9 protein-coding genes are annotated in these 14,381 nt (G+C 39.9%); all 9 read left to right on the top strand.

Annotated features, from left to right (window positions below; translation table 11 throughout):
* Window positions 1-88: 88 nt before the first annotated feature.
* Entirely contained in the window at window positions 89-1,462 is a 1,374-nt protein-coding gene (ftsA, locus tag GEZ89_RS05195; protein ID WP_153225222.1) for a cell division protein FtsA, read from the top strand.
* Window positions 1,463-1,479: 17 nt separating this feature from the next.
* Window positions 1,480-2,736, top strand: coding sequence for a cell division protein FtsZ (gene ftsZ / locus GEZ89_RS05190; protein ID WP_075231296.1), 1,257 nt, complete (start codon window positions 1,480-1,482; stop codon window positions 2,734-2,736).
* Window positions 2,737-2,741: 5 nt separating this feature from the next.
* Entirely contained in the window at window positions 2,742-3,413 is a 672-nt protein-coding gene (locus tag GEZ89_RS05185) for a YggS family pyridoxal phosphate-dependent enzyme (RefSeq protein ID WP_075231303.1), read from the top strand.
* Window positions 3,414-3,422: 9 nt separating this feature from the next.
* Window positions 3,423-3,974, top strand: a complete 552-nt coding sequence (locus tag GEZ89_RS05180) for a cell division protein SepF (protein WP_075231297.1) — start codon at window positions 3,423-3,425, stop codon at window positions 3,972-3,974.
* The gene (locus tag GEZ89_RS05175) at window positions 3,974-4,237 is read left to right on the top strand and encodes a YggT family protein (protein WP_075231298.1); all 264 of its coding nucleotides are present in this window, start codon (window positions 3,974-3,976) and stop codon (window positions 4,235-4,237) included. Before GEZ89_RS05180 ends, GEZ89_RS05175 begins: the two co-directional genes overlap by 1 nt.
* On the top strand, window positions 4,234-5,019 hold the full coding sequence (locus tag GEZ89_RS05170; protein ID WP_153225221.1) for an RNA-binding protein: 786 nt from the start codon (window positions 4,234-4,236) through the stop codon (window positions 5,017-5,019). The genes GEZ89_RS05175 and GEZ89_RS05170 overlap by 4 nt, the downstream gene beginning before the upstream one ends.
* A 9-nt stretch (window positions 5,020-5,028) precedes the next feature.
* Complete coding sequence (locus tag GEZ89_RS05165; protein WP_075231300.1) at window positions 5,029-5,787, top strand: DivIVA domain-containing protein; 759 nt, start codon at window positions 5,029-5,031, stop codon at window positions 5,785-5,787.
* A gap of 274 nt (window positions 5,788-6,061) precedes the next feature.
* On the top strand, window positions 6,062-8,854 hold the full coding sequence (ileS, locus tag GEZ89_RS05160; protein WP_153225220.1) for an isoleucine--tRNA ligase: 2,793 nt from the start codon (window positions 6,062-6,064) through the stop codon (window positions 8,852-8,854).
* A 730-nt stretch (window positions 8,855-9,584) separates the two neighbouring features.
* Window positions 9,585-14,381: lectin-like domain-containing protein (locus tag GEZ89_RS05155; protein WP_153225219.1), on the top strand; the 4,797-nt coding region annotated here is incomplete at its 3' end.

Genomic DNA, 14,381 nt, shown 5'->3' with positions numbered 1-14,381 from the left:
TGTTATAATATTCTGTGAGTAGTTATGCCTTGGTGTAGCTATTAAAAATAGAAGTGTGAAACTGGTAAGATAGAGAGGACGCAGTGTAATGACTAGGAATGGTTTTTTTACAGGCTTAGATATCGGAACTAGCTCTATTAAAGTGTTGGTTGCAGAGCTTGTAAATGGTGAAGTAAATGTAATTGGCGTAAGTAATGCCAAAAGTAAAGGTGTCAAAGATGGGATTATCGTTGACATCGAAGCAGCAGCGACTGCTATTAAGTCTGCGATTTCTCAAGCCGAAGAAAAAGCAGGAATTTCAATCAAGTCTGTAAACGTTGGTTTACCAGCTAATTTGCTGCAAGTTGAGCCAACTCAAGGCATGATTCCGGTGACATCAGATACAAGAGAAATTACAGATCAAGATGTTGAAAATGTGGTTAAATCAGCTTTGACTAAAAGTATGACTCCAGACCGTGAAGTTATCACCTTTATTCCAGAGGAATTTGTCGTAGATGGATTCCAAGGAATTCGTGATCCTCGTGGAATGATGGGGGTGCGTTTGGAAATGCGCGGTCTCTTGTACACTGGCCCACGTACGATTCTCCATAATCTTCGTAAAACTGTAGAGCGTGTAGGCATTCAAGTCGATAACGTGATTATTTCACCTCTTGCAATGGTTCACTCTGTCTTGAATGAAGGTGAACGTGAGTTTGGTGCGACTGTTATCGACATGGGTGGTGGTCAAACGACTGTTGCCACTATTCGCAACCAAGAACTTCAATATACAAATGTCAACCAAGAGGGTGGCGATTATGTCACAAAAGACATTTCAAAAGTTCTTAAGACTTCTAAGAAAATTGCAGAAGGTCTAAAATTGAACTATGGTGAAGCTTATCCACCACTAGCTAGCAAGGAAGCTTTCCAAGTTGAAGTGATCGGTGAAGTTGAACCAGTTGAAGTGACTGAAGAATACTTGGCTGAGATTATTTCGGCAAGACTTAAGCACATTTTTGAACAAATTAAGCAAGATTTGGAAAGACGTCACCTATTAGACTTGCCAGGAGGTATTGCTTTGATTGGTGGGAATGCCCTCCTTCCAGGTGTCGTTGAATTGGCCCAAGAAGTATTTGGAGTCCGTGTTAAGTTATTCGTACCAAATCAAGTTGGGATTCGCAATCCTGCTTTTGCCCATGTCATTAGCTTGTCAGAATTCGCTGGAAGCCTTACTGAAGTGAATGTTCTAGCTCAGCGAGCAATTCGAGGTGAACATACTTTAAGCCACCAGCCACTTGACTTTAGAAGTTCAGCTCAACCTGTTTCACCTGTTTCTCCACGACCAGTATTTAATACAGTGACAACACCTGAGCCTGAAACAAACCAATCTGTTGAACCAGTAGCTCCTCTTCAATCAGAAGAAAAGAGCAAAGGTAAATTAACAGATCGTTTCCGTAGCTTGATTGGAAGCATGTTTGACGAATAAAATAGAGGAATATAAATATGACATTTTCATTTGATACAGCAGCAGCACAAGGTGCAGTAATTAAAGTAATCGGTGTCGGCGGTGGTGGTGGAAATGCCATCAACCGTATGGTTGACGAAGGCGTTTCTGGCGTTGAATTTATCGCAGCCAACACAGATGTACAAGCTTTGAGCAGTACAAAAGCTGAGACAGTTATCCAGCTCGGCCCTAAATTGACTCGCGGACTTGGTGCAGGAGGTCAACCTGAAGTTGGTCGTAAAGCTGCGGAAGAAAGCGAAGAAGTATTGACAGAAGCAATCAGCGGTGCTGATATGGTCTTCATCACTGCTGGTATGGGTGGAGGATCTGGTACAGGTGCTGCACCAGTTATCGCTCGTATTGCAAAAAGTCTTGGTGCTTTGACAGTCGGTGTTGTTACTCGCCCATTTGGTTTTGAAGGAAGCAAACGTGGACAATTTGCCATCGAAGGGATTAACGAACTTCGTGAGCATGTTGATACACTCTTGATTATCTCAAACAACAACTTGCTAGAAATCGTTGACAAGAAGACTCCACTTCTTGAAGCATTGAGTGAAGCAGATAACGTTCTTCGTCAGGGTGTTCAAGGGATTACAGATTTGATTACAAATCCTGGTTTGATCAACTTGGACTTTGCAGACGTTAAGACTGTTATGGCCAATAAAGGTAACGCCCTTATGGGAATTGGCATCGGCAGCGGTGAAGAACGTGTTGTAGAAGCTGCTCGCAAAGCAATCTACTCACCACTTCTTGAAACAACTATCGATGGTGCTGAGGATGTTATCGTTAACGTAACTGGTGGTTTGGACTTGACTTTGATTGAAGCTGAAGAAGCATCAGAGATTGTTAACCAAGCAGCTGGGCATGGAGTTAACATCTGGCTTGGAACATCTATTGATGAGACAATGAAAGACGAAATCCGCGTGACGGTTGTTGCGACAGGAGTACGTCAGGATAAAGTTGAGAAAGTTGTAACTCCTCAACCGCGCCAAGCAACACACCGCGAACCTGCTCGAACTAGTCATGCGCAGACTTTTGATCGTAATTTTGATATGGCTGATACAGCAGAAATTCCAACTCCAAGTTATCGCCGTCAAGAAGCTCCAAAGACATCAGCTTTTGGTGACTGGGACTTGAGACGCGATGCTATCGTTCGTCAAGGAGAGCCAGTTGTTTCTCCAGTGGAACGTTTTGAAGTTCCAGCAGCTACGGATGAAGATGAGTTGGAAACACCACCATTCTTTAAAAATCGTTAATGAAGATGAATTTAAAAGAAAATACGAACCTTGTTTTTCAACAGATATCGAATGCAGTTCAGGAAGCTGGTCGTGAAAACGACTCGGTTTCTGTGATTGCGGTGACCAAATATGTAGATGTTGAAACAGCCTCAGCTTTGGTTTCGCAAGGAGTGCAACACATTGGTGAGAACCGTGTTGATAAATTTCTTGACAAGTATCATGCTCTAAGTGATAAGAATCTTACCTGGCATTTGATTGGAACCTTACAGAGACGTAAAGTCAAGGAAGTGATTTCTTATGTGGATTATTTTCATGCTTTAGATTCCTTAAAGCTAGCTCAGGAAATTCAAAAACGAGCAGACCACAAGATTAAGTGCTTTTTGCAAGTAAATATTTCTAAGGAAGAGAGCAAGCACGGTTTTTCGAAAGAAGAATTGTTAGCCCTCTTACCAGAACTTTCAGAATTAGACCAGATTGAGTATGTGGGACTGATGACCATGGCTCCATTTGATGCAACTAGTCAAGAATTACTAGAGATATTTAAAGAAACGCAAGAATTGCAAAAAAACATTCAAGAAAAACATCTCCCCAATATGCCGATGACAGAACTAAGTATGGGTATGAGTCGAGACTTCAAAGAAGCGATTCAATGTGGTTCAACTTTCGTTCGAATCGGCACAGCATTTTTTAAGTAGGAAATAACCATGTCACTAAAAAATAAATTTGAAAAGTTTATAGATTATTTCACTGAAGATGGAGAAGAAGTGGCACCAAACGTTGCTGAATTAAAGCCTGAAAAAACGCTAACATCAGTTTCTGCCCCCATGGAAGAACTTCCACAAGCTCAACAACTTCCCCAGCCTTCACAAGTGAATTCAAAGGAAAAAAATATTACGCGCCTTCATGCTCGTCAGCAAGAATTAGCGATGAAGAGTCATCGTAGTACAGAAAAGGTAACCATTGATGTTCGTTATCCTCGTCGCTACGAAGATGCAACGGATATCGTTGATTTACTAGCAGGCAATGAAAGTATTTTAATCGATTTCCAATACATGACTGAAGTACAAGCGCGTCGTTGTCTAGACTATTTAGATGGAGCTCGTCATGTACTTGCTGGTGAATTAAGAAAGGTTGCAAATACCATGTACCTTTTGACACCGGTAGGCGTTGTGGTTAACATCGAAGATATTCGTTTGCCAGAGGGAACTCATGGTGAAGAGTTTGATTTCGATATGAAGAGAAAACGAGTGAGATAATGATATTTCTAGTTCGCTTTATTCAAAACGCTACAGATATCTATTCTATGATACTTGTAGCGTTTGCTCTCTTATCCTGGTTTCCAAATGCCTATGAGACTAGAGCAGGTCGTTTGTTGACTAATTTAGTCAAACCGATTCTTCAACCCTTGAGACGTCTACCACTAAGTATTGGTGGTTTAGATTTTTCAGTTTGGGTGGCCGTCCTTTTAGTTCATTTACTTGGAAACTATCTGATCCGTTTTCTTTTAATACTAGCATGAGAAAAGATATCTATCAGCATTTTTCAGTCGAGGATATTCCTTTTATTGATAAAGGTTTGGAGTGGCTCAGGCAGGTTGAGGAGCACTACGCTCCTATCTTAACTCCCTTTATCAACCCTCATCAGGTCTTTATTTTAAAGACATTGGGCAATCATCAAGGGATTAAAGTTTTTTCTAGCAATGATTTTGTAGCTAGCGAGTATAGTCGTGTACTACTTGCACCAGATTATTTCATACCGACTTTGATGGATTTTGAAATGGACTTGCTTGAGATTGTTTATTCTAGCAAGTTTGACCAATTGACTCATTCCAAGATTTTAGGAACTGTTCTGAATCGTCTGGGAATCGATCGCAAGTTATTTGGTGATATATTGGTAACGGAAAATAGAGCTCAAATCATTGTGGACCAAAAATTCACTTCTCTTTTTCAAGATGGGATTCAAAAGATTGCTCGATTGCCTGTCAAACTTGAAGTCAAATCCTTTGAAGAATTGGTAGAAGCTGAGAGTGATTATCAGGAAAAGGAAGTTTTAGTTCCGAGTATGCGCTTGGATGCTTTCTTGTCAAATGTTTTGAAATTGTCTCGCTCTCAGACAGCTGGTTTATTAGAAAGAAAATATGTTCAGGTAAATTACCATCTGGTTGAAAAATCTGATTATCAAGTTAAGCTTGGTGATTTAGTAAGTGTCAGACGTTTTGGAAGGATTAGTGTTCTGAGAGAAAATGGTCAGACAAAAAGGGATAAGAAGAAATTGACAATACAATTATTATTAAGTAAGTGAGGGGAAAATATGCCAATTACATCGTTAGAGATTAAGGATAAAAGCTTTAGTACTAAGTTTAGAGGTTTTGATCCTGAAGAAGTTGATGAATTTCTCGATATTGTAGTTCGAGACTATGAAACATTGGTTCGAAGTAACCATGATAAAGAGCAACAAATTAGAAATTTAGAAGAGCGTTTGTCTTATTTTGATGAGATGAAAGATTCATTGAGTCAGTCTGTTTTAATTGCTCAAGATACTGCTGAGCGAGTTAAACAAGCAGCTACTGAACGCTCTCATAATATCATTCATCATGCTGAACAGGAATCACAACGTTTGCTTGATGAAGCTAAGTACAAGGCAAATGAAATTTTACGTCAAGCAACTGATAATGCTAAGAAGGTTGCGATTGAGACAGAAGAACTGAAGAATAAGAGTCGCGTCTTCCATCAACGCTTGAAATCTACAATTGAAAGTCAATTGGCCATCGTTGATTCATCTGATTGGGAAGAAATTTTACGTCCAACAGCAACTTATTTACAAACCAGTGATGAGGTCTTTAAAGAGGTGGTTAGAGAGGCTTTGGGGGAAAATATTTCAGCATTTCATGAGGAGGAAGCCAATGATTTGACTCGTCAGTTTTCACCTGAAGAGGTTGCTGAGCTCCAAGCACGTATAGAAGCAACTAATCGTGAATTGATGGAAGCACAGGATGAATCAACTTTATCTGACTTATCTTCGTTAGTAAATAATGAAATGAGTTCTGAGTCTAAAGAGGATTCAGAATAACAATTTCTCAACATTTATAATTGTAAAATCTGAGAACAAGATCTAATCAAACATATTTCCAGCGAGTAGGAGATGGTGGAAGTCCTACAATCCCTGTTGATGAGATTATCCTCTCAAGTTATCAAGTCTGAAGTTAGTAGGATTTGACGTTCCCCACGTTACGGGAAAAGAGGGAGAAAGACTAGTTCTTTTTCCGAACAAAGGTGGTACCACGATTTTCGTCCTTTTTAGCGAATCGTGGTTTTTAATTTGTCTATATAAAAAAGGAGATATCATGAAACTCAAAGAAACTTTAAATCTTGGGAAAACTGACTTCCCAATGCGTGCAGGCCTTCCAACCAAAGAGCCAGTCTGGCAAAAAGAGTGGGAAGAAGCAAAATTGTATCAACGTCGTCAAGAGTTGAATGAAGGGAAACCTCACTTCACTCTTCATGATGGACCTCCGTACGCTAACGGAAATATCCACGTAGGACATGCCATGAACAAGATTTCAAAAGATATCATTGTTCGTTCTAAGTCTATGTCAGGATTTTACGCACCATACATCCCAGGTTGGGATACACATGGTCTGCCAATCGAGCAAGTCTTGGCAAAACAAGGTGTCAAACGCAAAGAAATGGACTTGGTTGAATACTTGAAACTTTGCCGTGAATACGCTCTTTCTCAAGTAGATAAACAACGCGAAGACTTCAAACGTTTGGGTGTGTCTGGTGACTGGGAAAATCCATATGTAACTTTAACTCCTGATTATGAAGCAGCGCAAATCCGTGTCTTTGGTGAGATGGCTAACAAGGGCTACATCTACCGTGGTGCTAAGCCAGTTTACTGGTCTTGGTCATCTGAGTCAGCTCTTGCTGAAGCGGAAATTGAATACCATGACTTGGTATCAACTTCTCTTTACTATGCCAACAAAGTCAAAGATGGCAAAGGTGTCCTAGACACTGATACTTATATCGTTGTTTGGACAACAACTCCATTTACTATCACTGCTTCTCGTGGTTTGACTGTTGGTGCGGATATTGATTACGTTTTGGTTCAACCTGCTGGTGAAGCCCGTAAGTTTGTGGTTGCTGCTGAATTGTTGAACAGCTTGTCTGAAAAATTTGGTTGGACGGATGTTCAAGTTTTGGATACTTACCGTGGTTCAGAGTTGAACCACATCGTGACAGAGCACCCATGGGATACTGCAGTAGATGAACTTGTTATCCTTGGTGACCACGTTACGACAGACTCTGGTACTGGTATCGTCCATACAGCCCCTGGTTTTGGTGAGGACGACTATAATGTTGGTATTGCTAACGGACTTGAAGTTGCTGTGACAGTTAACGAACGCGGGCTTATGATGGCTAATGCTGGTGCTGAGTTTGAAGGCCAATTCTATGATAAGGTTGTTCCAACGGTTATCGAAAAACTTGGTGATTTACTTCTTGCTCAAGAAGAAATCTCTCACTCATACCCATTTGACTGGCGTACGAAAAAACCAATCATCTGGCGTGCAGTTCCACAATGGTTTGCTTCAGTATCAAAATTCCGTCAAGATATCTTGGATGAAATCGAAAAAGTGAAATTCCACTCAGAATGGGGTAAAGTCCGTCTGTACAATATGATTCGTGACCGTGGTGACTGGGTTATCTCTCGTCAACGTGCTTGGGGTGTTCCACTTCCAATCTTCTACGCAGAAGACGGCACATCAATCATGACTGCTGAAACGATTGAGCATGTAGCTCAACTCTTTGAAGAACATGGTTCAATCATCTGGTGGGAACGTGATGCCAAAGACCTCTTGCCTGAAGGATTTACCCATCCTGGTTCACCAAATGGTGAGTTCAAGAAAGAAACAGACATCATGGACGTATGGTTTGACTCAGGTTCATCATGGAATGGTGTCGTGGTTAACCGTCCAGAACTCAAATACCCAGCTGACCTCTACCTTGAAGGTTCAGACCAATACCGTGGTTGGTTCAACTCTTCTCTTATCACATCTGTGGCGAACCATGGTGTGGCACCATACAAACAAATCTTGTCACAAGGTTTTGCCCTTGACGGTAAAGGTGAAAAGATGTCTAAATCTCTTGGAAATACCATTGCTCCAAGCGATGTTGAGAAACAATTTGGTGCGGAAATCTTGCGTCTCTGGGTAACAAGTGTTGACTCAAGCAATGACGTGCGTATCTCTATGGACATCTTGAGCCAAGTTTCTGAAACTTACCGTAAGATCCGTAACACTCTTCGTTTCTTGATTGCCAATACATCTGACTTTAATCCAGCTGAGGATGCAGTAGCTTACGAAGAACTTCGTTCAGTTGATAAGTACATGACCATTCGTTTTAACCAGCTTGTGAAAACAATTCGTGATGCTTATGCTGACTTTGAATTCTTGACAATCTATAAAGCACTAGTGAACTTTATCAACGTTGACTTGTCAGCCTTCTACCTTGACTTTGCCAAAGACGTTGTCTACATCGAAGGTGCCAAATCATTGGAACGCCGTCAAATGCAGACTGTCTTCTATGACATTCTTGTGAAAATCACGAAACTCTTGACACCAATCCTTCCTCACACTGCGGAAGAAATCTGGTCATATCTAGAGTTTGAAGCCGAAGACTTTGTTCAATTGTCAGAATTGCCAGAAGCAGAAACTTTTGCTAACCAAGAAGAAATCTTTGATACATGGGCAGCCTTCATGGACTTCCGTGGACAAGCTCAAAAAGCCTTGGAAGAAGCTCGTAATGCCAAAGTTATCGGTAAATCACTCGAAGCACACTTGACAGTTTACCCAAATGAAGTGGTGAAAACTCTACTCGAAGCAGTAAACAGCAATGTAGCACAACTTTTGATCGTGTCTGAATTGACTATCGCAGAGGGACCAGCTCCAGAAACTGCTGTTAGCTTCGAAGATGTAGCCTTCACAGTAGAACGCGCTGCAGGTGAAGTATGTGACCGTTGCCGTCGTATCGACCTAACAACAGCAGAACGCAGCTACCAGGCAGTTATCTGTGACCACTGTGCAAGCATCGTAGAAGAAAACTTTGCGGATGCAGTCGCAGAAGGATTTGAAGTAAAATAAAAGTAAAAAATGGCGAGGGTAGCCCAAAGGTTAATTTGAAAAGAAAGGCCAATAGCGCTCTCTAACATTAAACGCATAATATCAAGACTTTTGCAAGTCTGGTATTATGCGTTTTTTTATTGTAATGCCCTTTTTACCAAGTATCTTTTTTGTATAATGGATTGAATCCATAATATAGTAGATTGAATCTAAGATCGTACACTACGACTGCTAAAAATATTTCTAGAAATTAGTTTGACTTTCCTAATCGAATTGTTCATACCTTATTTCAATCAAATATTATAGTACACTGTTGCTTCTAAAATATGGATAGAAATTGATTTGATTTCCCTAGTCAATTTGTTCAGATTTTATTTCATTTCACTATAAAATAAAATTGCCCTTTTTTGTTAGCAGGCTGCTTAAGAAATATCTAAGTCCGTGTATAAATTTGGAATTCTAGCAGCTAATCAATGTATTCTAGGAAGCTAAGGAAAGAGTTTCTAATAAAACATACAATATATATGGTTGTGTGGTGAAAATTTCTGCTCTTTTTGATTTTAAAAGAACATCAAGTTTTTAAGAAAAAAACTAACAAAATAGAGAAAAACTATATTTAGATATTATAAAAACTTATATGTATATATTTGGAATGTAATAAACTGAAAGAATAAATTTGATTTATCTGAGTAAAAAGATTATAATAAAGCTGTATATATAATACTACATAAACATAAAAGGAGAACATTTGATGTATTTTAATCGTAAAAATGCGGAACAAAAGAACTGGCGGATGATTAAAAAAGGAAAACATTTCTTGTTTGGTTGTTCGCTTGTCTTTGCGATTGGAGCTGCCCTAGCTACTCCAACAGTTCAAGCTGACACTGCAGAAGCTAAAGTGGATGCTACAGTAGGAACAGCTCAAGCAGAACCTAATGCTGAAGGACCTACCTATGCTGCACCAGCTGCAACTAGCCCAGTTGCGACTGAAGCAGTAGAAGCAAATTCAGCAACAACTGTCGTTTCAGCTGACAAATCTCAACTAGAAGCTGTTTTGACACAAGCTAAAGCTAAAAACTTGGATGGTCAAGAAGCTTCAGTTAAAGCTGAAGTAGCAGCTGCAATTGCAGAAGCAGAAGCATTAGTTGCGAACGGTTCAGCAAGCCAAGATCAAATCAACCAAAGTGTTGAACGTTTGACTCATGCTGTGGCAAGTGTGAAGGAAGTTACTGAAGCAGCTGAGACAACAGTTGAAACAACATCTGAAGCAACTACAGAATCTTCAGCAACTCCTAAAGTCAGAAGCAAACGTGCTGTTGCTGAAGGTACAACACGTTCAATTGATGAAACTAACCTTGCTCGTGCTATCGTAACCAAAGATAACTTTGAAAGTTTCTTCCAAGAAGGTGGAACTGCATCCTATGATAAATCAACAGGTACTATTAAGTTGACAGATGACGTTTCAGGTCAAGTTGGTAGTGCTTACCTACGTTTTAAAATTAACTCTGGACAACCTTTTACCTTCACTGGTAAGGTAGATATTGGTAATAAATACGAAGGCAAAACTGATGCAGATGGCCGACCAGGTGGTGATGGAGTTGGTTTCGTCTTCCATACAGGTAAGGTAAATACTATTGGTCAATCTGGAGCCTCTATTGGTATGGGTACTATCAAAAATGCCTTTGGTTTCAAACTAGACTCATGGCACAACACTTCTAACCCAAATGCCAACCAAAATGCATCAGCCGATCCACAATATGGTGGGAGAGCCTGGAAAACAAATGCCTTCGGTTCATTCTACTCATCAAATAATGCTGGTAGGGTAACGACAAGTAGCTCAGCAGCCAAAGCTCTAAATCCAGCTCCAAGTGGCCAATGGGTAGACTTTAAAATTGAATACGATGAAAATAAAAACTTTACAGTAACTTATGGCTCACAAACTTGGACAACGAACTTAAAAAATGCTAACACTAGCATCATGACAACTGACGCTAAGAATGCCTTGACTAAAAATAATCCAACCTTTGCCCTTTCGTTCTTAGGAAGTACAGGTTCTGGTACTAACTTGCAACGCGTTCAGATTGAAAGATTTGAGTTTACAGCGCCACAAATCGTCCACATGAAATTTGTTGATGCAAAAGGTAATGAAATTGAAGCAAGTAGTGCGATTCCAGGTGATGAAAATGAGGTTATTAACCTTAGCACCCAAGACAGCAAAATTGCAGCAGTCGAAGCTAAAGGTTATAAATTAAAGAGAATCGATGCAAGCAAAGCACCTTCATATAACGAAGGAAACAATACCGTTACCCTAACTCCAGGTGGGCAGTTGTTGACTTATGTATTTGCACCAGCTGGACCTACTGTCACTCCAACATTACAAGTTGGCGGTGTTATGACAGAGCCAGGTATCAAGTCAACAGACAATACCATCTCAGGAATTGGTAAAAAAGGCGCAACAATCAAAATTGCTGTTGCTGGTAAGACAATTGTTGATAATGTGACTGTTGCTGAGGATGGTTCTTGGTCTGCAACTCTTCCAACTGGTGTAAACAGTAATATCACTGAGCAAGATCAGTTGGTTCCAAGAGATACATTGACAGTTACCCAAACGATCAATGGTGAAGAAAGTGCTGAAACAGAGGTTAAAGTTGGACTTGGTGAATCAGTTGTTCAACCGTCTGAAACTTCTTCTGATAAACAAAGTATTGTTGCAGAAACTACTACAGTTACTTTGAAAGTGCCACATGATGCGGGAATTGCTTACTTTGATTATCCTAAAGCTGGTAACGCTAGAAGTGTAGTAGCTATTAAACGCGATTCAATTCCAGGGGCATGGACTTCAAAAGACGAATCAAAAGCAGTTGTTAAGTCATACTCTACTGATGGTTTCTTTGATACTATTGTCCTTGAAATGAAAGAGCAAATCCAACCAGGTAAGGCTAAGGTAGTTTCAAACATTAAAGAAGATAAATACACAAGTCCTGTTGGTTGGAAAGAAATTAATGTAGAAGCAAAACCAGCAGATACAACACCACCAGCAGCACCAAAAGTAAACCCAGTGACAGCAGCCTCTACAGCAGTAACAGGTACAGCTGAGCCAGGCTCAACCGTAGAAGTAACTCTTCAAAATGGACAAAAAGCTTCTGCAAAAGCAGGTGACAATGGTGAGTTTTCAATCACAGTTCCAGCTTTGAGTGCTGATGATCAAATTAGTGTTACAGCAACAGATGCTGCAAATAACAAATCAGATGCTACAACTGTAACTGTAAAAGAAACAGTTCGTCCAGTAGTAAATATTCCGTATGATGATAAAACTAACCAAATTATCTATGTATATTCAGGTGAAGAAAATAATATCGAACTAAAAATTACTGATAACTCAGGTAAAATTGCTAAAGCATATCTAGTATTTGCTCAAGATAATCGTACAGGTTTAGGAACAGAAGATGCTGGATATCTAAATGGTAAAACGAAGAGTGCTTTATACTTAAAAGCAAACAGATTTGGTTCAGAAACAACAGCTACTGAAACAAATCCGGCTATCATTAAATTAACAGCAAATATTCCAAATGGATCTTACACAGATGGTACAGGAATAACTCGTTATGTCTATGCTGAAGATTTAGCTGGAAATACAAATTATGATAACGTAGGAGCTGCTGGTGATACAGGTGCACCTGGCCGTATTCGTTTTGTTTGGAAACCACAAACATTCAAGTATACTGCAGTAGCTCCATCAACACCTATCACATCAAACACTGTTCCAGAAGCGAGTGCTATTGAAAAAGCTGTTAAAGATGCCAATCCAACGTTCAGTGACAAGATTGGAAGTGTTACCTTAGATGGTACTAATGTTAAAGTGACCTACAAAGATGGAAGTACAGATGTTATTCCAGCAAACTCAGTATTCACAATTGAACCAACTGCACCTACAGTAACACCAGTTAAAAATCCATCAAGCCTGGAACAACCAGAAAAAGATGCCGTTAAGAAAGCTGTAGAAACAGCGAATCCAAGTGCAACTAAGGTTGAAGTAGGTACAGATGGTACAACAACACTAACCTACTCAAATGGTTCGACAGCTAAATTGACCCCAGCACAAACTGTCAGTCAGGCAGACGTTACACCTCCAGTAGCACCAACTGTAAATGCAGTTAAGGCAGGTGCTACTAGTATTACTGGTACAGCTGAAGAAGGCTCAACCGTAGAAGTGACGCTTCCAAATGGACAAAAAGCCTCTGCAAAAGCAGGTGACAATGGTGTGTTTTCAATCACAGTTCCAGCTTTGAATGCTGATGATCAAATTAGTGTTACAGCAACAGATGCTGCAAATAATACATCAACTCCAACTAAAGTTACTGTAAAAGAAACAGTTCGTCCAGTTCTCAACATTCCTTACGATGATGCTGAGAATCAAGTAATTTATGTGTATTCTGGTGAAGAAAATAATATAGAACTAAAAATTACTGATAACTCAGGGAAAATTTCTAAAGCGTATTTAGTATTTGCTCAAGATAATCGTACAGGTTTAGGAACAGAAGATACTGGATATTTAAATGGTAAAACGAAAAGTGCTTTATATTTAAAAGCAAATAGATTTGGTTCAGAAACAACAGCTACAGAAACAAATCCAGCTATTATTAAATTAACAGCAAATATTCCAAATGGATCTTACACTGATGGAACTGGTATGACACGTTATCTATTTGCAGAAGACGCAGCAGGTAACACCTCATACGAGCATGTTGGTGCAAACATGGATAAAGGTGCTCTTGGACGTATTCGCTTTGTTTGGAAACCACAAACATTCAAGTATACTGCAGTAGCTCCATCAACACCTATTACATCAAACACTGTTCCAGAAGCAAGTGCTATTGAAAAAGCTGTTAAAGATGCCAATCCAACATTCAGTGACAAGATCGGAAGTGTTACTTTAGATGGTACGAATGTTAAGGTTACTTATAAGGATGGAAGTACAGATACTCTAAGTGCAGACTCAGTATTTACAATTAAACCAACTGCACCTACAGTAACACCAGTTAAGAATACGTCAGCCTTAACTACACCAGAAAAACAAGCTGTAGAAGCAGCAGTAAGAACAAAGAACCCAGATGCGACAACAGTAGTAGTTGGAAATGATGGTTCAACAACATTAACTTACTCAAATGGGTCAACAGCTAAATTGACACCAGCACAAACTGTTAAAGCAGCAGATTCTAAGGGCGTTCAAGAACCAGCAGCTAAGACACCAGTTCAAAACACATCAGCCTTAACTCAACCAGAAAAAGATGCCGTTAAGAAAGCAGTAGAAGACGCTAACCCAACAGCAACTAAGGTTGAAGTAGGAAACGATGGATCAGCAACTGTAACGTTCCCAGATGGAACAACAGCAACCCTAACAGGCGATAAGACTGTTAAGGAAGCAGATTCTAAGGGCGTTCAAGAACCAGCAGCTAAGACACCAGTTCAAAACACATCAGCCTTAACTCAACCAGAAAAAGATGCCGTTAAGAAAGCAGTAGAAGACGCTAACCCAACAGCAACTAAG

The organism is Streptococcus mitis, assembly GCF_009496285.1.
Taxonomy (GTDB): domain Bacteria; phylum Bacillota; class Bacilli; order Lactobacillales; family Streptococcaceae; genus Streptococcus; species Streptococcus mitis_BP.
The sequence above is the reverse complement of the archived record's forward strand: the minus strand, read 5'-3'. Positions and strand labels throughout refer to the sequence as shown.

Excerpts from the sequence above, each read along its gene's own strand:
- GEZ89_RS05175 (WP_075231298.1), top strand. The coding sequence starts at position 3,974 with ATGATATTTCTAGTTCGCTTTATTCAAAACGCTACAGATATCTATTCT.
- ileS (WP_153225220.1), top strand. The coding sequence starts at position 6,062 with ATGAAACTCAAAGAAACTTTAAATCTTGGGAAAACTGACTTCCCAATG.
- GEZ89_RS05165 (WP_075231300.1), top strand. The coding sequence starts at position 5,029 with ATGCCAATTACATCGTTAGAGATTAAGGATAAAAGCTTTAGTACTAAG.
- ftsZ (WP_075231296.1), top strand. The coding sequence starts at position 1,480 with ATGACATTTTCATTTGATACAGCAGCAGCACAAGGTGCAGTAATTAAA.
- ftsA (WP_153225222.1), top strand. The coding sequence starts at position 89 with ATGACTAGGAATGGTTTTTTTACAGGCTTAGATATCGGAACTAGCTCT.
- GEZ89_RS05180 (WP_075231297.1), top strand. The coding sequence starts at position 3,423 with ATGTCACTAAAAAATAAATTTGAAAAGTTTATAGATTATTTCACTGAA.
- GEZ89_RS05170 (WP_153225221.1), top strand. The coding sequence starts at position 4,234 with ATGAGAAAAGATATCTATCAGCATTTTTCAGTCGAGGATATTCCTTTT.
- GEZ89_RS05185 (WP_075231303.1), top strand. The coding sequence starts at position 2,742 with ATGAATTTAAAAGAAAATACGAACCTTGTTTTTCAACAGATATCGAAT.